Origin of the sequence: Qipengyuania thermophila, from assembly GCF_004153605.1 — a bacterium.
Taxonomy (GTDB): Bacteria; Pseudomonadota; Alphaproteobacteria; order Sphingomonadales; family Sphingomonadaceae; genus Qipengyuania_B; species Qipengyuania_B thermophila.
Genome location: NZ_SDSI01000002.1, coordinates 830,037 through 853,882, shown reverse-complemented (window position 1 = coordinate 853,882; position 23,846 = coordinate 830,037). Strand labels below are relative to the sequence as shown.

At 65.8% G+C, this 23,846-nt stretch carries 33 protein-coding genes and 1 pseudogene; all 34 read left to right on the top strand.

The window, feature by feature from the left end:
* The coding region (locus ETO60_RS08415) for a potassium channel family protein (RefSeq protein ID WP_234026397.1) at positions 1-346 on the top strand (346 nt) is incomplete at its 5' end.
* An 886-nt stretch (positions 347-1,232) separates the two neighbouring features.
* On the top strand, positions 1,233-1,604 hold the full coding sequence (rpsL, locus tag ETO60_RS08410; protein WP_019831557.1) for a 30S ribosomal protein S12: 372 nt from the start codon (positions 1,233-1,235) through the stop codon (positions 1,602-1,604).
* A gap of 171 nt (positions 1,605-1,775) precedes the next feature.
* Positions 1,776-2,246, top strand: a complete 471-nt coding sequence (rpsG, locus tag ETO60_RS08405) for a 30S ribosomal protein S7 (protein ID WP_130004513.1) — start codon at positions 1,776-1,778, stop codon at positions 2,244-2,246.
* A gap of 120 nt (positions 2,247-2,366) precedes the next feature.
* Positions 2,367-4,460, top strand: a complete 2,094-nt coding sequence (gene fusA, locus ETO60_RS08400; RefSeq protein ID WP_130004511.1) for an elongation factor G — start codon at positions 2,367-2,369, stop codon at positions 4,458-4,460.
* 84 nt (positions 4,461-4,544) lie between these two features.
* Positions 4,545-5,720, top strand: coding sequence for an elongation factor Tu (tuf, locus tag ETO60_RS08395; protein ID WP_130004509.1), 1,176 nt, complete (start codon positions 4,545-4,547; stop codon positions 5,718-5,720).
* A 152-nt stretch (positions 5,721-5,872) separates the two neighbouring features.
* Positions 5,873-6,184: a 30S ribosomal protein S10 gene (gene rpsJ / locus ETO60_RS08390; protein ID WP_130004507.1), complete on the top strand. Its 312-nt coding sequence runs from the start codon at positions 5,873-5,875 to the stop codon at positions 6,182-6,184.
* A 241-nt stretch (positions 6,185-6,425) separates the two neighbouring features.
* Entirely contained in the window at positions 6,426-7,193 is a 768-nt protein-coding gene (gene rplC, locus ETO60_RS08385) for a 50S ribosomal protein L3 (protein WP_130004505.1), read from the top strand.
* A 3-nt stretch (positions 7,194-7,196) separates the two neighbouring features.
* A complete protein-coding gene (gene rplD / locus ETO60_RS08380; protein ID WP_130004503.1) occupies positions 7,197-7,820 on the top strand; it encodes a 50S ribosomal protein L4 in 624 nt (207 codons plus the stop codon).
* Positions 7,813-8,127: a 50S ribosomal protein L23 gene (locus ETO60_RS08375; protein WP_130004501.1), complete on the top strand. Its 315-nt coding sequence runs from the start codon at positions 7,813-7,815 to the stop codon at positions 8,125-8,127. The genes rplD and ETO60_RS08375 overlap by 8 nt, the downstream gene beginning before the upstream one ends.
* Before the next feature lie 4 nt (positions 8,128-8,131).
* Positions 8,132-8,968, top strand: coding sequence for a 50S ribosomal protein L2 (gene rplB / locus ETO60_RS08370; protein WP_130004499.1), 837 nt, complete (start codon positions 8,132-8,134; stop codon positions 8,966-8,968).
* A 6-nt stretch (positions 8,969-8,974) separates the two neighbouring features.
* On the top strand, positions 8,975-9,250 hold the full coding sequence (rpsS, locus tag ETO60_RS08365) for a 30S ribosomal protein S19 (protein ID WP_130004497.1): 276 nt from the start codon (positions 8,975-8,977) through the stop codon (positions 9,248-9,250).
* Positions 9,250-9,627, top strand: coding sequence for a 50S ribosomal protein L22 (gene rplV / locus ETO60_RS08360; protein ID WP_130004495.1), 378 nt, complete (start codon positions 9,250-9,252; stop codon positions 9,625-9,627). The genes rpsS and rplV overlap by 1 nt, the downstream gene beginning before the upstream one ends.
* A gap of 3 nt (positions 9,628-9,630) precedes the next feature.
* Positions 9,631-10,326: a 30S ribosomal protein S3 gene (gene rpsC / locus ETO60_RS08355; RefSeq protein WP_130004493.1), complete on the top strand. Its 696-nt coding sequence runs from the start codon at positions 9,631-9,633 to the stop codon at positions 10,324-10,326.
* A gap of 22 nt (positions 10,327-10,348) precedes the next feature.
* On the top strand, positions 10,349-10,783 hold the full coding sequence (gene rplP, locus ETO60_RS08350; protein WP_130004491.1) for a 50S ribosomal protein L16: 435 nt from the start codon (positions 10,349-10,351) through the stop codon (positions 10,781-10,783).
* The gene (gene rpmC / locus ETO60_RS08345) at positions 10,783-10,995 is read left to right on the top strand and encodes a 50S ribosomal protein L29 (protein ID WP_130004489.1); all 213 of its coding nucleotides are present in this window, start codon (positions 10,783-10,785) and stop codon (positions 10,993-10,995) included. The genes rplP and rpmC overlap by 1 nt, the downstream gene beginning before the upstream one ends.
* Before the next feature lie 11 nt (positions 10,996-11,006).
* Entirely contained in the window at positions 11,007-11,297 is a 291-nt protein-coding gene (rpsQ, locus tag ETO60_RS08340) for a 30S ribosomal protein S17 (RefSeq protein WP_130004487.1), read from the top strand.
* Between the two features lie 83 nt (positions 11,298-11,380).
* Positions 11,381-11,749: a 50S ribosomal protein L14 gene (gene rplN / locus ETO60_RS08335; RefSeq protein WP_130004485.1), complete on the top strand. Its 369-nt coding sequence runs from the start codon at positions 11,381-11,383 to the stop codon at positions 11,747-11,749.
* Complete coding sequence (gene rplX / locus ETO60_RS08330; RefSeq protein ID WP_130004483.1) at positions 11,749-12,069, top strand: 50S ribosomal protein L24; 321 nt, start codon at positions 11,749-11,751, stop codon at positions 12,067-12,069. The genes rplN and rplX overlap by 1 nt, the downstream gene beginning before the upstream one ends.
* Complete coding sequence (gene rplE / locus ETO60_RS08325; RefSeq protein ID WP_130004481.1) at positions 12,062-12,652, top strand: 50S ribosomal protein L5; 591 nt, start codon at positions 12,062-12,064, stop codon at positions 12,650-12,652. The genes rplX and rplE overlap by 8 nt, the downstream gene beginning before the upstream one ends.
* Positions 12,653-12,679: 27 nt before the next feature.
* Positions 12,680-12,985, top strand: a complete 306-nt coding sequence (rpsN, locus tag ETO60_RS08320; protein ID WP_130004480.1) for a 30S ribosomal protein S14 — start codon at positions 12,680-12,682, stop codon at positions 12,983-12,985.
* Positions 12,986-12,996: 11 nt separating this feature from the next.
* Positions 12,997-13,392 carry a 30S ribosomal protein S8 gene (gene rpsH, locus ETO60_RS08315; protein WP_130004478.1) on the top strand — a complete coding sequence of 132 codons (396 nt, stop codon included), beginning with the start codon at positions 12,997-12,999 and terminating at the stop codon, positions 13,390-13,392.
* Positions 13,392-13,925 (top strand): 50S ribosomal protein L6, encoded by a 534-nt coding sequence (gene rplF / locus ETO60_RS08310; protein WP_130004476.1) that lies wholly within the window; start codon positions 13,392-13,394, stop codon positions 13,923-13,925. The genes rpsH and rplF overlap by 1 nt, the downstream gene beginning before the upstream one ends.
* 1 nt (position 13,926) lies before the next feature.
* Positions 13,927-14,271, top strand: coding sequence for a 50S ribosomal protein L18 (gene rplR, locus ETO60_RS08305; protein WP_130004474.1), 345 nt, complete (start codon positions 13,927-13,929; stop codon positions 14,269-14,271).
* A gap of 2 nt (positions 14,272-14,273) precedes the next feature.
* A complete protein-coding gene (gene rpsE, locus ETO60_RS08300) occupies positions 14,274-15,050 on the top strand; it encodes a 30S ribosomal protein S5 (RefSeq protein ID WP_130004472.1) in 777 nt (258 codons plus the stop codon).
* A 5-nt stretch (positions 15,051-15,055) separates the two neighbouring features.
* Positions 15,056-15,232 (top strand): 50S ribosomal protein L30, encoded by a 177-nt coding sequence (gene rpmD, locus ETO60_RS08295; protein WP_130004470.1) that lies wholly within the window; start codon positions 15,056-15,058, stop codon positions 15,230-15,232.
* A 48-nt stretch (positions 15,233-15,280) separates the two neighbouring features.
* The gene (rplO, locus tag ETO60_RS08290; RefSeq protein WP_130004468.1) at positions 15,281-15,769 is read left to right on the top strand and encodes a 50S ribosomal protein L15; all 489 of its coding nucleotides are present in this window, start codon (positions 15,281-15,283) and stop codon (positions 15,767-15,769) included.
* A 181-nt stretch (positions 15,770-15,950) separates the two neighbouring features.
* Entirely contained in the window at positions 15,951-17,315 is a 1,365-nt protein-coding gene (secY, locus tag ETO60_RS08285; protein WP_130004466.1) for a preprotein translocase subunit SecY, read from the top strand.
* Between the two features lie 31 nt (positions 17,316-17,346).
* A pseudogene (locus tag ETO60_RS08280) lies at positions 17,347-17,985 on the top strand (adenylate kinase); the annotation flags it as partial.
* Positions 17,986-18,294: 309 nt separating this feature from the next.
* Positions 18,295-18,663, top strand: coding sequence for a 30S ribosomal protein S13 (rpsM, locus tag ETO60_RS08275; RefSeq protein ID WP_130004462.1), 369 nt, complete (start codon positions 18,295-18,297; stop codon positions 18,661-18,663).
* Between the two features lie 113 nt (positions 18,664-18,776).
* Entirely contained in the window at positions 18,777-19,166 is a 390-nt protein-coding gene (gene rpsK / locus ETO60_RS08270) for a 30S ribosomal protein S11 (RefSeq protein ID WP_130004460.1), read from the top strand.
* Between the two features lie 112 nt (positions 19,167-19,278).
* Positions 19,279-20,334 carry a DNA-directed RNA polymerase subunit alpha gene (locus ETO60_RS08265; RefSeq protein WP_130004458.1) on the top strand — a complete coding sequence of 352 codons (1,056 nt, stop codon included), beginning with the start codon at positions 19,279-19,281 and terminating at the stop codon, positions 20,332-20,334.
* An 82-nt stretch (positions 20,335-20,416) separates the two neighbouring features.
* Complete coding sequence (gene rplQ, locus ETO60_RS08260) at positions 20,417-20,839, top strand: 50S ribosomal protein L17 (RefSeq protein WP_130004456.1); 423 nt, start codon at positions 20,417-20,419, stop codon at positions 20,837-20,839.
* A gap of 177 nt (positions 20,840-21,016) precedes the next feature.
* Positions 21,017-23,170, top strand: a complete 2,154-nt coding sequence (locus ETO60_RS08255; RefSeq protein ID WP_130004454.1) for a prolyl oligopeptidase family serine peptidase — start codon at positions 21,017-21,019, stop codon at positions 23,168-23,170.
* Positions 23,171-23,299: 129 nt separating this feature from the next.
* Positions 23,300-23,845 carry a hypothetical protein gene (locus ETO60_RS08250; RefSeq protein ID WP_130004452.1) on the top strand — a complete coding sequence of 182 codons (546 nt, stop codon included), beginning with the start codon at positions 23,300-23,302 and terminating at the stop codon, positions 23,843-23,845.
* Position 23,846 lies beyond the last annotated feature (1 nt).

Below are 23,846 nucleotides of genomic sequence, written 5' to 3'. Positions count from 1 at the left end.
CCTCCGGCAATCCCGGGGCGGTTCAGAAGCGATGACACGCGCTATCCTGAGCCGCGCGAGTCACCTTTGGGTAACGCTGTTTATCACCGGCCTCTTCCTTATCTTGAGCGCCACACTGATGTTTTGGATTGAAGGCGATGGTCAGCCTGAAGCTTTCGGCAGCATTCCCAGGGCAATGTGGTGGGCAGCGGTGACCATGACCACCGTGGGCTATGGGGATGTTGTCCCTCTAACTGCGATTGGAAAGCTGTTTGGTGGGCTGATTTCAATCAGTGGAATTGCCTTGATTGCCATCCCAACCGGTATTCTCGCTTCAGCATTCAGCGATGAGATGTCGAAATTCTGAGACGTTGTTTGCAGTAGGAGGCTTGTCCGGTGGAGAATGATGTACGTGCCTTTTTGGCTTGTTATTCATTCGCGGTTTGAGCACGCCAGCGCTGGCCGAACTGTTCGCCGGGAAACGGCCGGACATTCCGTGGGTGGACACTTCGGGCCAGAAGAAGGCGAAGCGGGAAGCCACGGGCAGGCAGGAGCGGTTGCTGTAGCGGGCGTACTTCATCCCGGTTCCCTCGCACGCATGTCGAAAGCGGGATTGTGTTTTCTTGCGGCCTTGGCCACCTTGCAGGCGACGATGCGTGTGACACGGTGATTTCTGTATGCCGTAGCCCCGGCTCTGCAGCCGGGAGTGCTTTGCGGGAGGTTACAGGCCCCGCCACGCATCGTCACCCCGTCCACCTTCAAGTCTGCGCGCGGGCGGTTCGCTGAAACGCTTGTGCTTCGCGGAGCGATGCGGCATCTTTCCGGTGCCGATGCGCGCGACGCGGTGAACCTCCCTGCCGTAGCACGGACCTTCGGGTGCGGAGCGCCATGCGGGGGACAGTGGGAGTCCCCGCCGCGCATCGTCGCTACGCCCCTTGACCCCGCTCCCGATCCGCCATAAAGGGCCGCGCACAAGCCGGCGCGTGCCACGGTCCGCGCCGGTGTGATGCAGCTGAACATTGGCGGTCATGCGGCGCCCTCATCGGGGCGGGGACGGCCGGCAAAGTAATCCGGTGACGCGCCGCGCCCGGGTGGAGTGTTTCAGCCCTTTTGCGCCTTCTCCGCCGCGGGCGGGGCGGGCGTGCCGCGGGGTCGGTGCCCGGCGGACCGGATGCCGCGCGCAGGCGGGTGTCCCCGGGCTTCGTTCCTCCTCCCGCCGCGCGGGTCCGCGCACCGCCCTTGAAGGAACACGAATGCCCACGATCAACCAGCTGGTCCGCAAGGGCCGCGAGCCGCAGAAGGCCAAGTCCAAGGTTCCCGCCATGGAGCAGAACCCGCAGAAGCGCGGCGTCTGCACCCGCGTCTACACCACCACGCCCAAGAAGCCGAACTCGGCGCTGCGCAAGGTGGCCAAGGTGCGCCTGACGAACCAGCGCGAGGTCATCTCCTACATTCCCGGCGAAGGCCACAACCTGCAGGAGCACTCCGTCGTGCTGATCCGCGGCGGGCGCGTGCGCGACCTGCCCGGCGTGCGCTACCACGTGCTGCGCGGCGTGCTCGACACGCAGGGGGTCAAGGACCGCAAGCAGAGCCGTTCCAAGTACGGGGCCAAGCGGCCGAAGTGACCGTGCCGGAGGCATGGTCGTCCTGAACGTGGTTCAGGATCCATCGTGCCGCCAGCGAAGGTCCCAGTCAGCACAGGCTCCGCCAACCGCCTGACGGGCCCTGAAACGAGTTCAGGGTGACGAACGGGGTTGGAGCGACGGAAGCCGGAGAAGCAAAAGGAAGATCGTGCCATGTCACGTCGTCGTCGTCCCGAGAAGCGGGAAATTCTGCCCGATCCCAAGTTCAAGGATCAGGTGCTGTCCAAGTTCATGAACAACCTCATGCTCGACGGGAAGAAGTCGGTGGCTGAGCGGATCGTCTACGGCGCGCTCGACACGGTCGAGACGCGGGCCAAGGCCGACCCGCTGCAGCTGTTCCACGACGCGCTCAACAATGTGAAGCCGCAGGTCGAGGTGCGCAGCCGTCGCGTCGGCGGGGCGACCTACCAGGTGCCGGTCGAGGTGCGTCCCGAACGCGCGCAGGCGCTGGCGATCCGCTGGCTGATCGCGGCCGCGCGCGGGCGGGCCGAGACGACCATGGCGGCGCGCCTCTCGGGCGAGCTGATGGACGCGGCCAACAACCGCGGGAACGCGGTGAAGAAGCGCGAGGACACGCACCGCATGGCGGACGCCAACCGGGCGTTCTCGCACTACCGCTGGTGACCTTCCGCCGCCGCCCGTGCCTCCGCGCGCGGGCCGGCGGCTTTACCCGGTCGCCTGCGCGACTATATGGAGCCCGTCCGCGCATGCTGGCGGTCTCCAACCCTGCTTGAGGAAAGTATCATGGCACGCAGCCATCCGATCGAACGCTACCGCAACTTCGGGATCATGGCGCACATCGACGCCGGCAAGACCACCACGACCGAGCGGATCCTGTACTACACCGGCAAGTCCTACAAGATCGGCGAGGTGCATGACGGCGCCGCCACGATGGACTGGATGGAGCAGGAGCAGGAGCGCGGCATCACCATCACCTCCGCGGCGACCACGACCTTCTGGAAGGCCGACGACGGGCAGGGTCCGGAGCACCGCCTGAACATCATCGACACGCCGGGGCACGTGGACTTCACCATCGAGGTGGAGCGTTCCCTGCGCGTGCTGGACGGCGCCGTGGCCGCGTTCGACGGCGTGGCCGGGGTCGAGCCGCAGTCGGAAACCGTCTGGCGCCAGGCCGAAAAGTACGGCGTGCCCAGGATGTGCTACATCAACAAGCTGGACCGCACCGGGGCCGACTTCTACTACTGCGTCCAGACGATCATCGACCGCCTTGGCGCAGTTCCTGCCGTCCTTTACCTTCCGATCGGCTCCGAAGGCGACTTCAAGGGGCTTGTTGACCTGGTCAACGATCGCGCGATCATCTGGCAGGACGAAAGCCTCGGCGCGAAGTTCGACTACGTTCCGATTCCCGAAGACATGACGGAAAAGGCGGCCGAATACCGCGAGCGCCTGATCGAGCTTGCCGTGGAGCAGGACGACGAGGTCATGGAGCAGTATCTCGAAGGCGTCATCCCTGATGCCGCGACCTTGAAGAAGCTGATCCGCAAGGGAACGCTCAGCCACGCGTTCGTGCCGGTGATGTGCGGCTCGTCGTTCAAGAACAAGGGTGTGCAGCCGCTGCTCGACGCGGTCGTGGATTATCTGCCGAGCCCGGTCGACGTGCCGGCCATTAAGGGGGTGAAGCCCGACAGTGACGAGGAGGACAGCCGTCCTTCCTCCGACGATGCGCCGTTCTCTGCGCTCGCGTTCAAGATCATGAACGACCCCTTCGTGGGCACCTTGACCTTCACCCGCATCTATTCGGGCAAGCTGACCAAGGGGTCGGTGCTCAACTCGGTCAAGGACAAGAAGGAGAAGATCGGCCGCATGCTGCTGATGCACTCCAACAACCGGGAGGACATCGATGAGGCTTCGGCGGGAGACATCGTGGCGCTCGCCGGCCTGAAGGAGACCACCACGGGGGACACGCTGTGCGATCCGGCGAAGCCGATCGTGCTGGAGCGGATGGAGTTTCCGGAACCGGTCATCGAGCTGTCGGTGGAGCCCAAGACGAAGGCCGACCAGGAGAAGATGGGCGTCGCCCTCAACCGCCTTGCGGCCGAGGATCCGTCGTTCCGGGTGTCCACCGATCACGAGTCCGGGCAGACGATCATCAAGGGCATGGGCGAACTTCACCTCGACATCCTGGTTGACCGCATGAAGCGCGAGTTCAAGGTCGAGGCGAATGTCGGCGCGCCTCAGGTTGCCTACCGCGAATCCCTCGCCAAGCAGGTGGAAGTCGATTACACCCACAAGAAGCAGTCGGGCGGCTCCGGCCAGTTCGGCCGCGTCAAGGTTGTCGTCACGCCGGGCGAGCGCGGCCAAGGCGTGATCTTTGAAGACGAGATCAAGGGCGGCAACATTCCGCGCGAGTACATTCCGGCGATCGAAAAGGGCTTCCGCGAGCAGGCCAACAGCGGCCATCTCGTCGGCTTCCCGATCATCGACTTCACGGTCCGGCTGGTCGACGGCGCCTACCACGATGTCGACTCCAGCGCGATCGCGTTCGAGATCGCCGGACGGGGCGCCATGCGCGAAGTGGCGGCGAAGGCCGGCATTAAGCTGCTCGAGCCGATCATGAAGGTCGAGGTGGTGACGCCGGAGGACTATCTTGGCGACGTGATCGGGGATCTCAATTCCCGGCGCGGGCAGATCCAAGGGACGGACACGCGCGGCAACGCGCAGGCGGTGGAGGCGATGGTCCCGCTCGCCAACATGTTCGGCTACGTCAATGAACTGCGGTCCTTCACGCAGGGGCGGGCGCAGTACACCATGCAGTTCTCGCATTATGACGAGGTGCCGGCGAACGTCGCCCAGGAGGTCAAGGAGAAGCTTGCTTAACGCAGCCTTCCCCGCTAGGGGCGGCGCCTGATTGCGCAGGGCCGCCCTCTCGCATCAACAATCCTTTCAGCAGAGGTTAGGTTAATGGCAAAAGAGAAGTTTCAGCGGAACAAGCCGCACGTGAACGTCGGCACCATCGGGCACGTCGACCACGGGAAGACGACCCTGACGGCCGCGATCACGAAGGTTCTGGGCTCGCCCGTCGACTTCGCCAACATCGACAAGGCGCCCGAAGAGCGCGAGCGTGGGATCACCATCTCCACCGCCCACGTCGAGTACGAGACGGAAAATCGCCACTACGCGCACGTCGACTGCCCGGGCCACGCCGACTACGTGAAGAACATGATCACCGGCGCCGCGCAGATGGACGGCGCGATCCTGGTGGTGAACGCGGCGGATGGTCCGATGCCGCAGACGCGCGAGCACATCCTTCTTGCCCGCCAGGTCGGCGTGCCGGCGCTGGTCGTGTTCCTCAACAAGGTCGACCAGGTCGATGACGAGGAACTGCTTGAGCTGGTCGAGCTGGAAGTGCGCGAGCTGCTGTCCAAGTACGACTTCGACGGCGACAACATTCCGATCGTCAAGGGCTCGGCTCTGGCGGCGCTGGAAGGGCGCGATCCGGAAATCGGCGAGAAGAAGATCCTCGAGCTGATGGCCGCCGTCGACGAGCACATCCCGACCCCGGACCGCCCGGTCGACAAGTCGTTCCTCATGCCGATCGAGGACGTGTTCTCGATCTCGGGCCGCGGCACGGTCGTGACTGGTCGTGTGGAAACCGGCGTGGTCAATGTGGGCGACGAAGTCGAGATCGTCGGCATCCGCGACACGCGCAAGACCACCGTGACCGGCGTGGAAATGTTCCGCAAGCTGCTCGACCGCGGCGAGGCGGGTGACAACATCGGCGCGCTGATCCGCGGCGTTGGTCGCGAGGATGTGGAGCGCGGCCAGGTTCTGGCCAAGCCGGGCAGCGTGAACCCGCACACGGAGTTCAGCGCCGAGGTGTACGTCCTGTCGAAGGACGAGGGCGGTCGTCACACGCCGTTCTTCGCCAACTACCGTCCGCAGTTCTACTTCCGCACGACCGACGTGACGGGCGAGGTTATCCTGCCGGAAGGTACCGAGATGGTGATGCCGGGCGACAACGTGACCATCGGCGTCAAGCTGATCGCGCCGATCGCGATGGACGAAGGCCTGCGCTTCGCGATCCGCGAAGGTGGCCGGACTGTCGGGTCGGGGGTTGTCAGCTCGATCACCAAGTAATATAGGCGCTCCAGCCGGAGGGGATTCGTTCCCTCCGGCGCGGAATTCAGGAAGGGCCGCCCCTGTGCCGGATCGTCCGGACCAGAGCGGGGCGGTTCTTTCTTTTTGTCAGGGCGTTGCTGCCCGCGGCTCTTTCTTATCGGTAGTGGGACATGGAAGCTCAGAACATCCGCATCCGCCTCAAGGCGTTCGACCATCGCGTTCTCGACCAGGCCACTGGGGAGATTGCCGACACGGCGCGCCGGACCGGTGCGCTGATCCGTGGACCCATTCCGATGCCGACGCGGATCGAGAAGTTCACCGTGCTTCGCGGTCCGCACATCGACAAGAAGTCGCGCGAGCAGTTCGAGGTCCGCACATACAAGCGGCTGCTCGACATCGTGCAGCCCAACGCACAGACGGTCGACGCGCTGATGAAGCTCGACCTCGCGGCGGGTGTGAACGTGGAAATCAAGCTGGCCTGAGAGCCGGCGCCGCGGCGCAACAACGCCTGCGGCAATCATCGGGCGGTGTGCTCCAGCATAGCTGCCTTGCGGGATACCTCCGGCAGTGCCGGGACGAGTCCCCCGTCTTGATCCTCCCTTTCGGGAGGGTGCTGGCCCGGGCGGGGCGACTGCAACATTTTGGGCTGGAAGTTCGGCGGGCAGCTGCCGGACATCACGCACGTCGGGGTGGTCCCGGCGTGCCTCTGTTGAGGAGTTGACGATGCGCACTGGCGTTGTCGCTAAGAAGATCGGGATGACCCGCCTGTTCCAGGACGACGGGCGACATGTGCCGGTGACGGTTCTGTCGCTCGAGGACTGCCAGGTTGTGGCGCATCGCACGGCGGAGCGTGACGGTTACGTCGCGCTGCAGCTCGGTGCGGGCGCGGCCAAGCAGAAGAACGTGGCCAAGCCGCAGCGCGAGCATTTCGCCAAGGCCGAAGTCGGCCTGAAGCAGAAGGTTGCCGAATTCCGCGTGGCCGATGAGGATGCCCTTCTGCCGGTGGGGTCAACCCTGTCCGCGGATCACTTCATGCCGGGTCAGAAGGTGGACATCACCGGGTACACGCAGGGCAAGGGCTTTGCTGGCGCCATGAAGCGCTGGGGCTTTGGCGGTTTGCGCGCTTCGCACGGCGTGTCGCTCAGCCACCGCTCGCATGGTTCGACGGGGCAGCGCCAGGATCCGGGCAAGGTCTTCAAGGGCAAGAAGATGGCGGGTCACATGGGTGACCGGCAGCGGACGCAGCAGAACCTCGAGGTCGTTCGCACGGACGCCGAGCGGGGTCTCCTGTTCGTGAAAGGGTCCGTGCCCGGCGCCAAGAACGCCTGGCTGCTGGTGCGTGACGCGGTGAAGCTTGACCGGCATGAAAGCGTGCCATTCCCCGGCGCGGCGGTGGACCGCCGGAGCGGTGCCGCGCAGGCGCAGGCTATGGACGCGGCTGCCGCTCCCGAGAGTGTCGGCGGCGCAAGTGATGCAGGCGAGGAGGCCTGAGCGATGAAGATCGAGGTCAAGAACCTTGACGGCGAGCCGGCCGGCGAACTCGAGTTGAGCGACGCCGTGTTCGGGGTCGAGCCGCGGGCGGACATCCTGCACCGTGTGGTGTCGTGGCAGCTGTGGAACCGGCGCGCGACGGCCCGGCCGACCCGCGAGCGCTCGGACGTGGCCCGCACCGGCAAGAAGTTCGGCCGGCAGAAGGGATCGGGCGGCGCCCGCCATGGCGATCGCGCGGCGCCGATCTTCATCGGCGGCGGCAAGGCGCATGGTGCGCGCAAGCGTGACTTCCAGATCAGCCTGAACAAGAAGGTGCGGGCGCTGGGCTTGCGCATGGCTCTGTCGAGCAAGGCGCGGGACGGGCTGGTGGTCTTGGACACGCTCGACCTGCCGGAGGCGCGGACCCGCACCCTCTCCGACAAGCTCGGCGCAGCGGGGCTGAAGGGCAAGGTGCTGGTCATCGACGGTGACGCGGTGAACGACGGCTTCCGCCGCGCGGCCCGCAATCTGCCCGGCATCAATGTTCTCCCGGCGGTCGGGGCCAATGTTTACGACATTCTGAAGCACGACACGCTGGTCCTGACGCGGGACGCTGTCGCGAAGCTGGAGGCGCGGTGCAATGGCTGAAAAACGCGTAGGCAAGGCGCACCACTACGACGTGATCATCGCGCCGCACATCACCGAGAAGGCGACGATGCTGTCGGAGCACAACGCCGTCGTGTTCAAGGTCGCGGGCGACGCGACGAAGCCGCAGATCAAGGACGCGGTCGAGACGCTGTTCGGACGCAAGGTCGCCGGGGTGAACACCCTGGTTGTCAAGGGCAAGAGCAAGCGGTGGAAGGGCAAGCCCTATCGCCGCAGCGATGTGAAGAAGGCGATCGTGACCCTCGCTGACGGTCAGGATCCGATCGACATCACCGAAGGTGTGAGCTGATCCGATGGCGCTGAAGAACTACAATCCGACCAGCCCCGCGCGGCGTGGCCTGATCCTCGTCGACCGCTCGGCGCTGCACAAGGGCGGTCCCGTCAAGGCGCTGACCGAAGGCAAGCGCAAGACGGGCGGGCGCAACAACAAGGGCCATGTGACCTCGCGCGGCATGGGCGGAGGCCACAAGCAGCGGTACCGCATCGTCGACTTCAAGCGGCGCAAGTGGGACGTGCCGGCGACGGTCGAGCGTCTGGAGTATGACCCGAACCGCACGGCGTTCATTGCGCTGGTGAAGTACGAGGACGGCGAACTCGCCTACATCCTGGCGCCGCAGCGGCTGGCTGTCGGCGACCAGGTCATCGCCGGCGAGAAGGTCGACACCAAGCCTGGCAACGCGATGCTCCTTGGGCAGATGCCGGTCGGAACGATCATCCACAACCTCGAGATGAAGCCGGGCAAGGGCGGTCAGATCGCGCGCAGCGCAGGAGCCTATGCCCAGCTCGTCGGGCGCGACCGCGGAATGGTGATCGTGCGGCTCAACTCGGGCGAGCAGCGTTACCTCCCGGCGTCCTGCATGGGCACGGTGGGTGCGGTGTCGAACCCGGACAACCAGAACCAGAATCTGGGCAAGGCGGGACGGCGTCGCTGGATGGGGCGCAGGCCGCTGACCCGCGGTGTCGCGAAGAACCCGGTCGATCACCCGCATGGCGGCGGCGAGGGCAAGACCTCGGGTGGCCGGCACCCGGTGACGCCGTGGGGCAAGCCGACCAAGGGCGCGCGCACCCGGCACAACAAGCGGACGGACAAGTACATCATCCGCTCGCGCCATGCGAAGAAGAAGGGGTAAGGACAGATGGCTCGTTCCGTTTGGAAAGGTCCGTTTGTGGATCTCAGCCTTCTGAAGAAGGCGGAAGAGGCTCAGGACAAGAACAGCCGCGCGCCGATCAAAACCTGGTCGCGTCGTTCCACCATTCTTCCCCAGTTCGTCGGACTGACGTTCAACGTCTACAACGGCCGCAAGTTCATTCCCGTTTCGGTGAGCGAGGAGATGGTCGGGCACAAGCTGGGTGAATTCTCGCCCACGCGGACATTCCCCGGCCACGCGGCTGACAAGAAGGGCAAGCGATAATGGGCAAGCCGAAAGCACCGCGCCGTGTCGGTGAGAAGGAGGCGCTGGCGGTGGGGACCACCATCAGGGGCTCGGCGCAGAAGCTGAACCTCGTGGCCGCGCTGATCCGGGGCCGCAAGGCCGAAGAGGCGCTGAACATCCTCACGTTCTCGAAGCGCGGAATGGCGCGAGACGCACACAAGGTGCTCGCGTCGGCAATCGCCAACGCCGAGAACAACCACAATCTCGATGTCGACTCCCTGGTCGTGGCCGAGGCGTCGGTCGGGAAGGCGATGACGATGAAGCGGTTCCACACGCGCGGTCGCGGCAAGTCGACGCGCATCCTCAAGCCGTTCAGCCGGCTTCGGATCGTTGTGCGCGAGCAGGAGGAGGCCTGAGTCATGGGTCAGAAGAGCAATCCCGTCGGGCTACGCCTGCAGATCAACCGCACTTGGGACAGCCGCTGGTACGCGGAGGGGCGCAACTACGCCCAGCTTCTCAAGGAAGACATCGCCATCCGCAAATACATCATGGAATCGCTGCCGCAGGCGGCGATTTCCAAGGTCGTGATCGAACGTCCGGCCAAGCTGTGCCGGGTGTCGATCTATGCCGCGCGTCCGGGCGTCATCATCGGCAAGAAGGGCGCCGACATCGAGAAGCTGCGGCAGAAGCTGGCGACGATGACGGACAGCGACGTCAAGCTGAACATCGTCGAGATCCGCAAGCCCGAGATCGACGCGAAGCTGGTGGCGCAGGGCATCGCCGATCAGCTGATCCGGCGAGTGGCGTTCCGCCGGGCGATGAAGCGCGCCGTGCAGTCGGCGCTTCGTCTGGGGGCCGAAGGCATCCGCATCACCTGCGGCGGCCGGCTGGGCGGTGCGGAGATTGCGCGCGTCGAATGGTATCGCGAAGGACGCGTGCCGCTGCACACGCTGCGTGCCAATGTCGACTACGCGGAGGCCGAGGCGCTCACGGCCTATGGGATCATCGGCATCAAGGTGTGGATCTTCAAGGGCGAGATCCTCGCGCACGATCCCACCGCGCAGGACCGGCTCATGCTGGAGGCGCAGACCTCCGGCGTGCGCCCGGCGCGCTGAGCACAGGGTATAGGGCAGGGCCATGCTGCAACCAAAGAAAACGAAATTCCGCAAGGCGTTCAAGGGCCGGATCAAGGGTGACGCGAAGGGTGGCACCGATCTCAACTTCGGCTCCTACGGGCTGAAGGCGCTTGAGCCTGAGCGGATCACCGCTCGCCAGATCGAGGCCGCGCGTCGCGCGATCACCCGGCACATCAAGCGTCAGGGCCGGCTGTGGATCCGCGTGTTCCCCGACGTTCCGGTGTCGAAGAAGCCTGCAGAGGTTCGTCAGGGCAAGGGCAAGGGCTCGGTCGAATACTGGGCCGCGCGGGTGAAGCCCGGCCGGATCCTGTTCGAGCTGGACGGCGTTGGTGGGCCGCTGGCCGCCGAGGCGTTCGAGCGTGCGGCCATGAAGCTGCCGATCAAGACCAAGGTGGTTGCCCGCCTGGGCGACACGTCGCATCTGGGAGGTGAGTGATGGCGGCTGAGAAACTGGCGGACCTGCGGGTGCGGACCGACGACCAGCTGGCCGAGCAGCTCCTCGAGCTGAAGCGGGAGCAGCTCAACCTGCGCTTCCAGGCGGCGACCAACCAGCTCGAGGCGCCGGCGCGGGTGCGCGAGGTGCGCCGCACGATCGCGCGGATCAAGACGCTGCAGCAGGAACGCGTCGCGCAGAGCCAGAAGGTCTAAGGAACACAAGCATGCCCAAGCGTATTCTCATCGGGACTGTGACGTCGGACAAGACGGACAAGACGGTGACCGTGCTCGTCGAGCGCAAGGTCAAGCACCCGCTGTACGGCAAGATCATCCGGCGGTCCAAGAAGTACCATGCACATGACGCGGAAAACCAGTACCGCGTCGGCGACACGGTGAGGATCGAGGAAACCCGCCCGATCTCCAAGACGAAGACGTGGGCGGTGCTCGACCGTGTGCGTGCGAGCCGAGGCGAGGCACTCGATGCCGACATCGGCGTTGCGGGCCAGGCGGGCTGAAGCGAGGCGGCGCGGCGCCGACCTAGAAGAAATCGGAACTGCCGGACAGGATCCGGCAAGCCAAGGCAGAAGGAACTGAATCCGTGATTCAGATGCAGTCCAATCTCGACGTCGCCGACAACAGCGGCGCCAAGCGGGTCCAGTGCATCAAGGTGCTCGGCGGCTCGAAGCGGCGCACGGCGGGCGTCGGCGACGTGATCGTCGTCTCCGTGAAGGAGGCGCAGCCCCGCGCGCGCGTCAAGAAGGGCGACGTGCACCGCGCCGTGATCGTGCGCACCCGCAAGGACGTCCGGCGTCCGGACGGCACGGTGATCCGGTTCGACAGCAACGCTGCGGTGCTGGTCAACAAGAACGAGGAGCCGATCGGCACCCGTATCTTTGGCCCGGTCGTGCGCGAACTGCGCGGTCGCGGGTTCATGAAGATTATCAGTCTCGCCCCGGAGGTGCTGTGATGGCCGCGGCAAAGATCAAGAAGGGCGACAGCGTGGTCGTGCTGTCGGGCAAGGACAAGGGACGCACGGGCACTGTGCTGCGCGTGCAGCCCAAGGATGGCAAGGTGGTCGTGCAGGGGATCAACGTCGCCGCACGGCATCGCAAGCCGAGCCAGCAGAACCCGCAGGGCGGCATCGACCGCTTCGAGGCGCCGATGAGCATGTCGAAGGTCGCACTGGCCGATCCGCGCGACGGCAAGCCCACCCGCGTGCGCTTCGAGGAGCGTGACGGCAGGAAGGTTCGTGTCGCGGTCAAGTCCGGGGAGACAATCGATGGCTGAGTACACCCCGCGCCTCAAGCAGCGCTACGAGGCGGAAATCGTCAAGGCGATGACCGAGAAGTTCGGCTACACGAACGCCCTCGAAGTGCCGCGACTGCAGAAGATCACGCTCAACATGGGCGTTGGCGAGGCGAGCCAGGACAAGAAGAAGGTCCAGACCGCTGCCGAGGAAATGGCGCTGATCGCCGGGCAGAAGCCTGTCATCACCAAGGCCAAGAAGTCGATCGCCCAATTCAAGCTGCGCGAAGGCATGCCGATCGGGTGCAAGGTCACGCTTCGCCGGGACCGCATGTACGAGTTCCTCGACCGTCTGATCACCGTGGCCATGCCGCGCATCCGGGACTTCCGCGGCGTAAATCCGCGAAGCTTTGACGGCCGCGGCAACTACGCCCTGGGGCTCAAGGAGCAGATCATCTTTCCCGAGATCAGCTATGACCGGATCGAGAAGGTGCGGGGGATGGACGTGATCATCACCACCACCGCCAAGACCGACGAGGAAGCGCGCGAACTGCTGCGGCTGTTCGGCTTTCCTTTCCCTGCGGAGCAAGCTGCCCAGGGCGTCGAAGAGAAGGAGGCGGCCTGAGGCCGCCGATAGGAGAGCTTAAGTCCAATGGCGAAACTGAGTTCCATCAACAAGAACGAGCGGCGCAAGAAGCTCGTCAAGCGTTACGCGGCCAAGTACGAAGCGCTCAAGGCGCAGGCGGCCGACGAGTCGCTGGACGAGACCGAGCGGCTGCTGGCGCGGCTGCGCATGGCGGAGATTCCGCGCAACGCCAATCCGACGCGCATCCGCAACCGCTGCACCACCACCGGGCGGCCGCGCGGCTACTACCGCAAGTTCGGGCTGAACCGCATCGAATTGCGCGACCTGGCGAACAAGGGGTTGATCCCCGGCGTCACGAAGTCGAGCTGGTAAGGATCTGAGACATGGCTTTGACCGATCCTCTGGGTGACATGCTCACCCGCATCCGCAACGGACAGCGCGCCAAGATGGACAGCGTGGTGTCGCCGGCTTCCAAGCTGCGCGCCAGCGTGCTGGAGGTGCTCCAGCGCGAGGGCTACATCCGCGGCTATTCCGAGGATGCCTCGGGCAAGCACAAGGCGCTGCGCATCGAGCTGAAGTATTTCGAGGGCGAACCCGCGATCAAGCATGTGGCGCGGGTTTCCCGGCCGGGTCGGCGCGTATATTCGGGCAGCCGCGAGCTGCCCACGGTGCGCAACGGCCTTGGCATCACCATCGTGTCGACCCCGCGCGGCGTGCTTTCGGACGCCGAGGCGCGGATGCAGAATGTCGGCGGCGAAGTGCTGGCGGAGGTGTTCTGATGAGCCGCATCGGAAAACGGCCTGTCGTCGTCCCCGGTGGCGTGACCGCCACGATCGATGCCGGAACACTCGTGGTCAAGGGGCCGAAGGGCACGCTCTCGATGGGTCTGTCGGATGACATCGACTACCGGGTGGAGGATGGCAGCATCTCCGTGCAGCCGGCTAACGACAGCAAGCGGGCCCGCGCCTTCTGGGGGATGCAGCGGACCCTCGTGTCGAACCTCGTCGAAGGCGTGACGGAAGGGTTTACCAAGACGCTGGAGATCGCCGGCGTCGGCTACCGCGCACAGGCGCAGGGGCGCAAGCTGAAGCTGCAGCTTGGCTACAGCCATGACGTCGAACTCGACGTGCCCGAGGGCGTCGAGGTCAAGACCCCTGACCAGACGACCGTGGAGATCAGCGGCATCGACAAGCAGGCGGTGGGACAGTTCGCGGCGGAAGTGCGCGAATGGCGCAAGCCCGAGCCGTACAAGGGCAAGGGGATCAAGTACCGCGGCGAGTACATCTTCCGCAAGGAAGGGAAGAAGAAGTAAGATGGCCAAGCTTTCCACATTCGACCGCCGCCGGCGCCGGGTGCGCACTGCGCTCAGGCAGCGCGGCGGCGGCCGTCCGCGCCTTTCGGTGCACCGGACGAACAAGCATATCTATGCGCAGATCATCGACGACGCGAGCGGGCGCACGCTGGCTGCAGCATCCACGCTCGGAGGCGAGGTGTCCGGCGCCAATGTCGCGGCCGCCACGCAGGTCGGATCCGCGCTCGCGGCTGCGGCCAGCGAGGCGGGGGTGAAGACCGTGGTGTTCGACCGGGGCGGCTATCTTTATCACGGTCGCGTCAAGGCGCTGGCCGATGCTGCCCGCGAAGGCGGGCTGGAGTTCTGAACATGGCAGACAGCACCATCGAGAACAGCGAACGCGCAGGCGCTCCCGAAGGCGGCGCGGCAATCCCCCAGGCGGATCAGTCTCCAAGCGAAGCGGCGCAGGAGCAGTCCGCAGCGGCGGGCGATCCGAGTCAGCCGCGGGCCGGGCGTGGTGAGCGCCAGGGACGTGGCGGGGATCGCGGACGCGGCGGGAACCGCGGGCGTGGGCGCGACGACCGACGCGGGCGTCGCGAAGAGGAGGACGACGGCCTCATCGAGAAGCTCGTCCACATCAACCGCGTCTCCAAGACGGTGAAGGGCGGCAAGCGCTTTGGGTTCGCGGCGCTGGTCGTCGTGGGTGACGGCACCGGACGTGTCGGCTTTGGCCACGGCAAGGCTCGCGAAGTGCCCGAAGCCATCACCAAGGCGACGGCGGCGGCGAAGAAGAAGATGATCCGCGTGCCGCTTCGTGACGGCCGCACCCTGCATCATGACGGCAACGGCCGGTTCGGCGCCGGAAAGGTGACGGTGCGCTCGGCTCCGGCGGGAACCGGGATCATCGCCGGTGGTCCGATGCGCGCCGTGTTCGAGAGCCTCGGGGTGGCGGATGTCGTGACGAAGTCGGTGGGCACCTCCAACCCCTACAACATGATCCGGGCGACGTTCGACGCGCTTTCGGATCAGACCTCGCCCAAGAGCGTCGCCCAACGGCGGGGCAAGCGGATCGCCGACCTGATGGGCCGTTCGGGCGGAGGCACTGCTGCCGAAGCCGAGGCGGACGCCGCGGCGCTGACGGAGTGAAGGCAATGGCGACAATCAAGATCAAGCAGATCGGCAGCCCGATCCGCCGTCCAAGCGACCAGCGCAAGATTCTGCTGGGGCTGGGCCTTGGCAAGATGAACCGCGTCGTCGAAGTGCAGGACACGCCCGAGGTGCGCGGCGCCCTGGCCAAACTCCCGCACATGGTGGCCATCGTCGACTGAACGGATCACCGGATCCGCGCGCGAACATAGCGAAAGCGAGTGCAGAACATGAAACTGAATGACATCCGTGACAATGACGGCGCGCGCAAGGGCCGCCTTCGCGTGGGCCGCGGGATCGGGTCGGGCAAGGGCAAGACCGCCGGGCGCGGCCAGAAGGGCGCGAAGGCGCGGTCCGGCGTCTCGATCAACGGCTTCGAAGGCGGCCAGATGCCGCTGCACATGCGGCTTCCGAAGCGCGGCTTCAACAACATCTTCGCCAAGGACTACGCCGAGGTGAATGTCGGCATGCTCCAGAAGATGATCGACAGCGGCAAGCTGTCCGCGGACGGTGTGATCGATCATGCGGTGCTCAAGGGCGCCGGACTTGCCCGCGGCGGGCGCGACGGCGTTCGCTTGCTCGGCAAGGGAACGCTGACGTCGCGGCTGGAGCTGCGGGTCGCCGGTGCCTCGAAGGGCGCGGTCAAGGCGGTCGAGGACGCGGGTGGAACGGTGACCGTGACCGGGACGAAGACGGACGCCGCAGCGGCGGACAGCTGATCCGGGCCGCCGCGCGGCTGCCGGCTGAGCAGCGCGCAGGCCCGCGTGGCCGCCCGTGGTCGAACGGCGCTTCAGCGGCGCCGCGGATGTTGGCAAAGCTGTTCGACTTTTCCCGCGCCGCCCCTTATCTGTGCTGTGCACGCCGGGAGGGGCCGGCCTGAACGAAGGCAACCGGACTGACATGGCATCACGCGCCGACAACCTCGCCAGCAATCTCAGCTTCGCGAACTTCTCCAAGGCGACCGAGCTCAAGAAGCGGATCTGGTTCACGATCGGAGCGCTGATCGTGTTCCGGTTCCTGAGCTTCGTGCCGCTTCCGGGCGTCAATCCGCTGATCCTGAACCAGCTGTATGACCAGGCGCGGGGCGGGATCCTCGACCTGTTCAACACCTTCTCCGGCGGCAGTCTGGAGCGGATGAGCCTCATCGCGCTCGGGGTCATGCCCTACATCACCGCGTCCATCGTCGTTCAGCTGGCGGCGGCGCTGCACCCGACGCTGGCGGCGATGAAGAAGGAAGGTGCCAGCGGCCGGCAGAAGCTCAACCAGTACACGCGCTATGGAACGGTGTTCCTGTGCGCGATCCAGGGATGGTTTCTCGCGGCCGGTCTCGAGAGTTTCGCTGCCCAGAACGGCCTTGCGGCGGTCGTGCAGCCGGGGATCGGGTTCCGCGTCGGCGCCGTCATCAGCCTCGTCGGCGGCACCATGTTCCTGCTGTGGCTTGGCGAGCAGATCACCAGCCGCGGCATCGGCAACGGTGTGTCGCTGATCATCATGGCCGGCATCGTCGCCCAGTTCCCGAGCTTCGTCGGCAACTTCTTCGAGGGCGGTCGCACCGGATCCATCTCGCCGGGCCTCATCGTCGGCTTCACGCTGATGGTGGTGGCGCTCATCGTGTTCATCTGCTTCATGGAAAGCGCGCAGCGGCGGCTGCTGATCCAGTACCCGAAGCGGGCCACGGCGCGCGGCATGATGCAGGCAGACCGGTCGCACCTCCCGCTCAAGCTCAACACGGCTGGGGTCATTCCGCCGATCTTCGCGAGTTCGCTGCTGCTGCTGCCGCTGACGATCAGCCAGTTCGCGGGCAATTCGGTCGGGCCGCAGACAACTGCCGGAAGCATCATCCAGACACTCAACTTCTACCTCGGGCACGGGCAGCCCCTGTACATGGTGCTGTATGCGGCCGGGATCATCTTCTTCGCCTTCTTCTACACGGCGGTTGTCTTCAACCCCGAGGAAACGGCGGAAAACCTGAAGAAGAACGGCGGGTTCATTCCCGGGATCCGGCCCGGCAAGCGGACGGAGGAATACCTCGACTACGTCCTCACCCGCATCACCGTGGTGGGCGCGATCTACCTCACCCTGGTGTGCGTCATACCCGAATACCTGATCGCGCAGACGGGCATTCCGCTGTTCCTTGGAGGAACGAGCCTGCTCATCGTCGTGAACGTGACGGTTGACACGATCAGCCAGATTCAGTCGCATCTGCTCGCGCACCAGTATGGCGACCTGATCAAGAAGGCCAAGCTGAAGGGGCGGATGCGCTGAGCGTGGCGGCGCGGCCGGATAGGGGCAGGACATGAACATCATCCTTCTCGGTCCGCCGGGAGCCGGCAAGGGAACGCAGGCTCATCATCTTGTACACGCGCATGGCATGCGGCAGCTTTCCACGGGCGACATGCTGCGCGCGGCGGTGCAGGCCGGCACGCCCATCGGCGAGACGGTGCGCGGCATCATGGCGCGGGGCGAGCTCGTCTCCGACGAGATTGTCTCCGCGCTCATCGATGCGGAGCTTCTGGCTCTGCCTCCCGAAGCCGGCGCCATCTTCGACGGGTATCCGCGCACGGAGGGGCAGGCGCGAGAGCTTGATGCGATCCTTGCCCGTCATGGCCGCACACTGGATTACGTGATCGAGCTCGACGTCGACGAGGACGCGCTCGTCGAACGGATCACCGGGCGCTTCACCTGCGCCAATTGCGGCGAAGGGTACCATGACGTCCACCGGCTGCCGCGGGTGCCGGGCACCTGCGACGTGTGCGGTTCGCACGGCTTCAAGCGCCGCCCGGACGACAACGCCGACACGGTGCGCACCCGGATGGCGGAATACCGGGCCAAGACGGCCCCGATCCTCCCGCTGTACGAGCAGCGCGGGATCGTGCGGCGGATCGACGGCATGCGCCCGATCGCTGAAGTGACGGCGCAGATCGCCGCCATCCTCGGGTTCGCCGATGTCTCGCAGGCGAGCATGGAAGGAAGCGGGGAGCTGCCGGAGCGACCGTCCGGCAAGGCTGCCGCAGACGCCGCACACCAAACCCGTTGACATGCTTGACGCTCCTGCCGAATCGGCGTAAGCGGCGCCCATTCGCCAGTTCTGCCGGACAGGGACAGCGTATGCCGCACGGGCAGGGCGCGGTCCTTTCTTTTGCCGTTTCGGGGCAGCGTCTGGCGATAAACGCGATGAGATAGGAGCGGAGCCGAGGCGGGAAACCGCAGGGCGATCAGCCTCCTGTGGAGCATGGAGAACAGTGTGGCACGTATTGCCGGGGTGAACATCCCCACCAACAAGCGCGTGATCGTCGCGCTCACCTACATTCACGGCATTGGCCGGACGACGGCGGAACAGCTCGCCACCAAGCTCGGGATCGACCACTCCCGCCGTGTGCAGGACCTGTCGGACCAGGAGGTTCTTCAGATCCGCGAGGCGATTGATGCCGACCATGTCGTCGAAGGCGACCTGCGCCGCAACACGGCGATGAACATCAAGCGGCTGATGGACCTGCGCTCCTATCGCGGCCTGCGGCACCGCGCGGGGCTGCCGGTCCGGGGTCAGCGCACCCACACCAATGCCCGGACCCGCAAGGGCAAGGCGAAGCCGATCGCCGGCAAGAAGAAGTAGCGGCGCGCGAGGGGCGGTGGGCCGATGCGTTCGGCTCCTGCCCGGGTACATGGTTGCAACGCTGACGGCCCGCGTCATCGCCGGTCGTCACACCACCTTCAAGGACTCACGATATGGCACGCGAACCAGGCCGGATCCGGCGCAGCGAGCGCAAGAATATCTCCAGCGGCATCGCCCATGTGAATGCCAGCTTCAACAACACCATGGTTACGATCACCGACGCGCAGGGCAACGCGATCAGCTGGTCCAGCGCGGGGATGATGGGCTTCAAGGGAAGCCGCAAGTCGACCCCCTACGCGGCGCAGGTCGCGGCCGATGATGCCGGCAAGAAGGCGGCCGAGCATGGCGTGCGCACCCTCGAAGTCGAGGTGAAGGGGCCGGGCTCGGGCCGCGAGAGCGCGCTGCGGGCGCTGCAGGCCGTCGGCTTCACGATCACCTCCATCCGCGACGTGACGCCCATCCCGCACAACGGCGTTCGTCCGTCCAAGCGCCGCCGCGTCTGAGCGAGCCTGCCGGGTGCCGTCCGCGCCACGCGGACCGGCACCAAACCTGACGGAGCCTGGCGGCGAGCGCATCGGGAAGCCGCCACTCCGGAGCAAACCCTAGGGGAATTTCATGGCCGTCAACACCAAGAACTGGCAGGAACTGAAGAAGCCCAACCAGCTCGAGATCAAGGACAGCACGGACAGCCGGCGCCGGCTCACCTTCGTGGCGCAGCCGCTGGAGCGCGGCTTCGGCCTGACGCTCGGCAACGCGCTGCGCCGCACGCTCCTGTCGTCGTTGCAGGGGGCCGCCATCACCTCCATCAAGATCGAGGGCGTGTTGCACGAGTTCTCCTCGCTTGCCGGCGTGCGCGAGGATGTCACCGACATCGTCCTCAACGTGAAGCAGATCGCCCTCCGCATGGAAGGCGACGGTCCGAAGCGCCTGCAGCTGAGCGCCACCGGGCCGGGCGAGGTGACCGCGGGCGACATCGCCGTGAGCGGCGACATCGAGATCATGAACAAGAAGCTGGTCATCTGTCATCTCGACGAGGGGGCCACGCTGAACATGGAACTGACCGCAAACACCGGCAAGGGCTACGTGCCGGCGGTGCAGAACCGGCCGGTCGACGCGCCCATCGGTCTCATCCCCGTTGACGCGCTGTATTCGCCGGTGCGGCAGGTCAGCTACAAGGTCGAGAACGCCCGCGTCGGACAGGAACTCGACTACGACAAGCTGTCGCTGACCGTCGAGACGGACGGCACCGTCGCCCCGCACGACGCGGTCGGCTACGCGGCGCGCATCCTTCAGGATCAGCTGGCGCTGTTCGTCCACTTCGAGGATGGCGTCGCCCACAGCGGCGCCACCATGATCGGTCATGCCGCGGAGCCGCAGGAAACCGACACCAACCAGCTCAACCGCTATCTGCTCAAGAAGGTGGACGAGCTCGAACTTTCGGTCCGGTCGGCCAACTGCCTCAAGAACGACAACATCATCTACATCGGCGATCTCGTCCAGAAAAGCGAAGCCGAGATGCTGCGCACGCCCAATTTCGGTCGCAAGTCACTGAACGAGATCAAGGAAGTGCTGTCGAGCATGGGGCTGAGGCTTGGCATGGACATCCCTGGCTGGCCGCCCGAGAACATCGAGGACATGGCCAAGAAGCTCGAGCAGGAACTTCTCGGCTGAACCTTTGACGGGGACGGGCTGACCCCTGCCTCAGCCTGGCCCGGGTTGCCTTGCACGGACCCGGGACGAACGGAGATGACGAATGCGACACGGGATTTCTCAACGCAAGCTGGGGCGGAAGTCGGGGCACCGCACGGCGCTGCTGCGCAATCTGGCGGCGGCGCTCATCAAGCATGAGCAGATCACCACGACCTTGCCCAAGGCCAAGGAATTGCGGCCTTATGTCGAGAAGCTGATCACCCTTGCCAAGCGTGGCGGCCTGTCCAACCGCCGGCTGGCGATGAGCCGGCTGGGTGACGAGACGCAGCTGCGCAAGCTGTTCGACACGCTCGGGGAGCGGTATGCCGGGCGCGAAGGCGGCTACACGCGCATCATCAAGGCCGGGTACCGCGCCAGCGACGCGGCTCCGATGGCGGTCATCGAGCTGGTCGACCGCGACGTGGCGGCCAAGGGCCAGGACAGCGGTCCGGTTCTTCAGCCTGACGAGGCGCTGGAAGACGCCTGATCCCGGTCGCCGCCGGGTGCTGGACGAGGCCGCGGATGGTTCCGCGGCCTTTTCCTTGCGCCACCGCAAGCCGTTCAAGTTGCGCAAACATCCATGCGGGTATGGCATGCGGATGCGCTTGCGACGCGCCGCAAAGGCGGTAGGGTCGCGGCCGTCGTTTCTGCCAGAGGATCCTGCATGACCCGCATCGCCCTGCTTGCCACCGCCACCGCCTGCCTGTTTGCCGGGCCTCTCGCCGCACAGGGGATCCAAGTGCCTGCCTATCCTGAAACCGCCAGAGGCGAGGTCGTCGACACCCAATTCGGCGAGCGGATTGCCGATCCCTATCGCTGGCTCGAGGATGACGTGCGGACCAACCCGCAGGTTGCCACGTGGGTGGAGGCGCAGAACCGCGTAACGCAGCAGTATCTGGCCCAGTTGCCGGGCCGCGAGTGGTACGAACAGCGTCTCGCCGGACTGCTTGATTACGAGCGGTTCGGATTGCCGGTGAAGAAGGGCAACCGCTATTTCTACTCCTACAATCCGGGCCTGCTGAACCAGGCGCAGCTTTATGTCCGCGATGGCCTCGACGGCGAAGCGCGCCTGCTGATCGACCCGAACACTTGGGCGAGCGACGGGGCGACGGCGCTGGCGGACTGGGCTCCGTCGGAGAGCGGTCGCTACGTCGCCTACGCCGTGCAGGACGGCGGCAGCGACTGGCGCACCATCCGCGTGCTCGACACCCAGACGGGCGATCATGTCGGCGACGAGATTCGCTGGGCCAAGTTCACCGGGATCCAGTGGGACGGCGAAGACGGGTTCTTCTATTCGCGGTTTCCCGAGCCTGAGGCGGGGCAGGACTTCCAGGCCCGCAACTACAACCAGACGGTTTACTACCACCGCCTCGGCACGCCGCAGTCGGCCGACGAGGTGGTGTTCGCGACGCCCGACCATCCCGAGCGCGGGCACGGGATCAGCGTCAGCGACGATGGCCGCTGGGGCTTCATCATCAGTTCGCTGGGCACGGACAGCAAGTACGAAGTGCATGTGATCGACCTTGCCGCGCGCGGCTCGCAGGGGTGGCGGGCGCGGCCGCTCGTCACAGGCTTCGAGAACGCATGGACGCCCAACGGCACCGTGGGCAGCACGGCCTATTTCGTGACCGACAAGGACGCGCCGAAGTCCCGCATCGTCGCCACCGACCTTGCGGCCGCCACCCCGGTGTGGCGGGAAGTCGTGGCGCAGACGGATCAGCCGATCGCCGGCGCCTCCCACATCGGCGACAAGCTGATCGTGCAGTACCTTCGGGACGCGGCGTCGCGCGCGATCATCACCGACCTTGACGGGCGCCTGCTGCGCGAGATCGAAATGGCCGGTCTCGGCAGCGCGGGCGGCTTCATCGGCAAGGCGGGCGATCCCGAAACCTTCTACGCCTTCTCCAGCTTCAACCGGCCGGCGACCATCTACCGTCTCAACGTGGACACGGGAGAGACCCAGACCTTCGCGGCGCCGAAGCTGACCTTCGACCCGGACCGCTACATCGTCGAGCAGGTGTTCTACACCTCGAAGGACGGAACGCGGGTGCCGATGTTCATCGTGCGGCAGAAGGATGCGGCACAACGCAACCAGGCGGCTCCGACGCTGCTTTACGGGTATGGCGGCTTCGACATTTCGCTCACCCCGAGCTTTTCCGCCACCCGTATGGCGTGGCTGGAGGCTGGCGGCACCTATGCCCTCGCCAACATCCGCGGCGGGGGCGAATACGGCAAGGCGTGGCACGATGGCGGGCGGCTTGCCAACAAGCAGAACGTTTTCGACGACTTCATCGCCGCGGGCGAATTCCTGAAGGCCAACGGCTACACGACGCCCAACGGTCTGGCGATCCAGGGCGGATCGAATGGCGGGCTGCTGGTGGGCGCCGTCGTGAACCAGCGGCCCGACCTGATCGACGCCGCCAACGCCGCGGTCGGTGTCATGGACATGCTTCGCTTCGACCAGTTCACCGCAGGGCGGTACTGGGTCGACGATTACGGCTATCCCTCGCGCGAAAGCGACTGGCGCGTGCTGCGGGCTTACTCGCCGCTGCACAACATCCGCGCCGGTGTCGAGTATCCGGCGATGCTGGTGACAACCGCAGACACGGACGACCGCGTCGTGCCCGGCCACAGCTTCAAGTACACCGCGGCGCTGCAGGCCGCCGGGGTCGGCTCGCAGCCCCAGCTGATCCGCGTCGAGACCCGTGCCGGCCATGGTTCGGGCAAGCCGACGGACAAGCTGATCCAGGAATATGCGGACATCCTGACCTTCCTCGGGCACCACACGGGTCTGCGCGTGCCGCCTGCGGGGCAGTGACGTTCATTGTGGCGACCCTAAGGATGAACAAGGCCTGTCCTCAAGGTTCAGCCTTGGCCTAGAACGACTTTGCTATTCCCGCTCCGGGACGCAGCCCTGTCTGGGTTCCGGAGCAAGGAGGCAAAGACGATGAACGGCTTGAGCAAGAGGCTGAGTGCGGCGGTGGCGGCAGGATCGGTGATGCTGGCGGCGGCAGCGCCGGCTGCTGCGCAGGACCGTTGGCGCGACTACGAACACGAGCGCGCGCGCAACAGCATCAGCGCGGGCGAGATCATCGCCGGTGCGGTGGTGCTGGGCGGGCTGGCGGCGGTGATCTCGGCGGCGAGCCGCGACCGCTATGACCGGCGCTACGATGATCGCTACGGCTACCGGTTCGACAATCCCCGTCAGGCGGTGGAGCAATGCGTGCGCGCCGCGCAGATCGACGCGCGTCGGGCCGGCTACCGCTACGCCGAGGTCACGCACATCAACAACGTCAATCGCACCCGCCGCGGTCTGGAGGTGAACGGGCGCCTGCGGGTCGAGGACACCCGCGGCTACGGCTATGGACACGGGCGCGACGACTGGCGCGGATCGGACCGTCGCGGCTTCTCGGACAACGGGCGGTTCACCTGCCTCGTCGATGGTGGCCGGGTGCGGGGCATCAACTACCGGAGCATCCGCGGCCTCAGCTGAA

Excerpts from the sequence above, each read along its gene's own strand:
- ETO60_RS08265 (WP_130004458.1), top strand. The coding sequence starts at position 19,279 with ATGGCCGTCAACACCAAGAACTGGCAGGAACTGAAGAAGCCCAACCAG.
- rplE (WP_130004481.1), top strand. The coding sequence starts at position 12,062 with ATGGCTGAGTACACCCCGCGCCTCAAGCAGCGCTACGAGGCGGAAATC.
- fusA (WP_130004511.1), top strand. The coding sequence starts at position 2,367 with ATGGCACGCAGCCATCCGATCGAACGCTACCGCAACTTCGGGATCATG.
- rplX (WP_130004483.1), top strand. The coding sequence starts at position 11,749 with ATGGCCGCGGCAAAGATCAAGAAGGGCGACAGCGTGGTCGTGCTGTCG.
- rpmD (WP_130004470.1), top strand. The coding sequence starts at position 15,056 with ATGGCGACAATCAAGATCAAGCAGATCGGCAGCCCGATCCGCCGTCCA.
- rplB (WP_130004499.1), top strand. The coding sequence starts at position 8,132 with ATGGCGCTGAAGAACTACAATCCGACCAGCCCCGCGCGGCGTGGCCTG.
- rpsJ (WP_130004507.1), top strand. The coding sequence starts at position 5,873 with ATGGAAGCTCAGAACATCCGCATCCGCCTCAAGGCGTTCGACCATCGC.
- rpsE (WP_130004472.1), top strand. The coding sequence starts at position 14,274 with ATGGCAGACAGCACCATCGAGAACAGCGAACGCGCAGGCGCTCCCGAA.
- rplC (WP_130004505.1), top strand. The coding sequence starts at position 6,426 with ATGCGCACTGGCGTTGTCGCTAAGAAGATCGGGATGACCCGCCTGTTC.
- rpsK (WP_130004460.1), top strand. The coding sequence starts at position 18,777 with ATGGCACGCGAACCAGGCCGGATCCGGCGCAGCGAGCGCAAGAATATC.
- ETO60_RS08250 (WP_130004452.1), top strand. The coding sequence starts at position 23,300 with ATGAACGGCTTGAGCAAGAGGCTGAGTGCGGCGGTGGCGGCAGGATCG.
- rplP (WP_130004491.1), top strand. The coding sequence starts at position 10,349 with ATGCTGCAACCAAAGAAAACGAAATTCCGCAAGGCGTTCAAGGGCCGG.
- secY (WP_130004466.1), top strand. The coding sequence starts at position 15,951 with ATGGCATCACGCGCCGACAACCTCGCCAGCAATCTCAGCTTCGCGAAC.
- rplR (WP_130004474.1), top strand. The coding sequence starts at position 13,927 with ATGGCCAAGCTTTCCACATTCGACCGCCGCCGGCGCCGGGTGCGCACT.
- rpsN (WP_130004480.1), top strand. The coding sequence starts at position 12,680 with ATGGCGAAACTGAGTTCCATCAACAAGAACGAGCGGCGCAAGAAGCTC.
- tuf (WP_130004509.1), top strand. The coding sequence starts at position 4,545 with ATGGCAAAAGAGAAGTTTCAGCGGAACAAGCCGCACGTGAACGTCGGC.
- rplV (WP_130004495.1), top strand. The coding sequence starts at position 9,250 with ATGGGCAAGCCGAAAGCACCGCGCCGTGTCGGTGAGAAGGAGGCGCTG.
- rpmC (WP_130004489.1), top strand. The coding sequence starts at position 10,783 with ATGGCGGCTGAGAAACTGGCGGACCTGCGGGTGCGGACCGACGACCAG.
- rplF (WP_130004476.1), top strand. The coding sequence starts at position 13,392 with ATGAGCCGCATCGGAAAACGGCCTGTCGTCGTCCCCGGTGGCGTGACC.
- rpsL (WP_019831557.1), top strand. The coding sequence starts at position 1,233 with ATGCCCACGATCAACCAGCTGGTCCGCAAGGGCCGCGAGCCGCAGAAG.
- rplO (WP_130004468.1), top strand. The coding sequence starts at position 15,281 with ATGAAACTGAATGACATCCGTGACAATGACGGCGCGCGCAAGGGCCGC.
- rplD (WP_130004503.1), top strand. The coding sequence starts at position 7,197 with ATGAAGATCGAGGTCAAGAACCTTGACGGCGAGCCGGCCGGCGAACTC.
- ETO60_RS08375 (WP_130004501.1), top strand. The coding sequence starts at position 7,813 with ATGGCTGAAAAACGCGTAGGCAAGGCGCACCACTACGACGTGATCATC.
- rpsC (WP_130004493.1), top strand. The coding sequence starts at position 9,631 with ATGGGTCAGAAGAGCAATCCCGTCGGGCTACGCCTGCAGATCAACCGC.
- rpsS (WP_130004497.1), top strand. The coding sequence starts at position 8,975 with ATGGCTCGTTCCGTTTGGAAAGGTCCGTTTGTGGATCTCAGCCTTCTG.
- rpsG (WP_130004513.1), top strand. The coding sequence starts at position 1,776 with ATGTCACGTCGTCGTCGTCCCGAGAAGCGGGAAATTCTGCCCGATCCC.
- rpsQ (WP_130004487.1), top strand. The coding sequence starts at position 11,007 with ATGCCCAAGCGTATTCTCATCGGGACTGTGACGTCGGACAAGACGGAC.
- rplQ (WP_130004456.1), top strand. The coding sequence starts at position 20,417 with ATGCGACACGGGATTTCTCAACGCAAGCTGGGGCGGAAGTCGGGGCAC.
- rpsH (WP_130004478.1), top strand. The coding sequence starts at position 12,997 with ATGGCTTTGACCGATCCTCTGGGTGACATGCTCACCCGCATCCGCAAC.
- ETO60_RS08255 (WP_130004454.1), top strand. The coding sequence starts at position 21,017 with ATGACCCGCATCGCCCTGCTTGCCACCGCCACCGCCTGCCTGTTTGCC.